1 protein-coding gene and 1 pseudogene are annotated in these 517 nt (G+C 68.9%); both read right to left on the bottom strand.

Annotated elements, in window-relative coordinates; translation table 11 throughout:
• The coding region (locus MKK64_RS28115; protein WP_313898920.1) for a Rieske 2Fe-2S domain-containing protein at positions 1 to 210 on the bottom strand (210 nt) is incomplete at its 3' end.
• 13 nt (positions 211 to 223) lie between these two features.
• Positions 224 to 517, bottom strand: a pseudogene (locus tag MKK64_RS17730) (ABC transporter ATP-binding protein); the annotation flags it as partial.

The raw sequence follows: 517 nt of genomic DNA, 5'->3' as shown, positions 1-517 counted from the left end.
GAGGTCGAAGGAGGCCAAGTGCCTCGGACAATGGATCCGGCCCGCCGCGCAGCGTCCAAGCGACAGGTCAGCGCCTTCGTGAGGGCAAGCCCGCTCCGCCGCGACAAGCCTTGCGCCGTCCCGCATGAGGATCAGGTGTTGGCCTCCTACCAGGATCGGCGTCGGCGTGGGGCCGTCGCGGATGTCGAGCGGTCTGAGGTGCGTCCGCACGCGCCGCCTCGGGTCAGCCGCCAAGGTAGGCGTCGCGAACGTGCGGGTCGGCGATCAGGTCGGCGCCCTTGCCCGCCAACACGATGCGGCCGGTCTCCAACAAGTAGGCGTAGTCGCAGAGTTCGAGCGCGGCGAAGGCGTTCTGCTCTACGAGCAGGACCGTCGTCCCGGCATTGCAGATCGCGCGGATCACCGAGAACATCCGCTCGACGATGTTGGGGGCAAGCCCAAGGGACGGCTCGTCGAACAGGACGAGCTTGGGCCGCGCCATCAGCGCCCGGCCGATCGCCAGCATCTGCTGCTCGCC

Origin of the sequence: Methylobacterium sp. E-025 (assembly GCF_022829705.1) — a bacterium.
Lineage (GTDB): Bacteria > Pseudomonadota > Alphaproteobacteria > Rhizobiales > Beijerinckiaceae > Methylobacterium.
The sequence above is the reverse complement of the archived record's forward strand: the minus strand, read 5'-3'. Positions and strand labels throughout refer to the sequence as shown.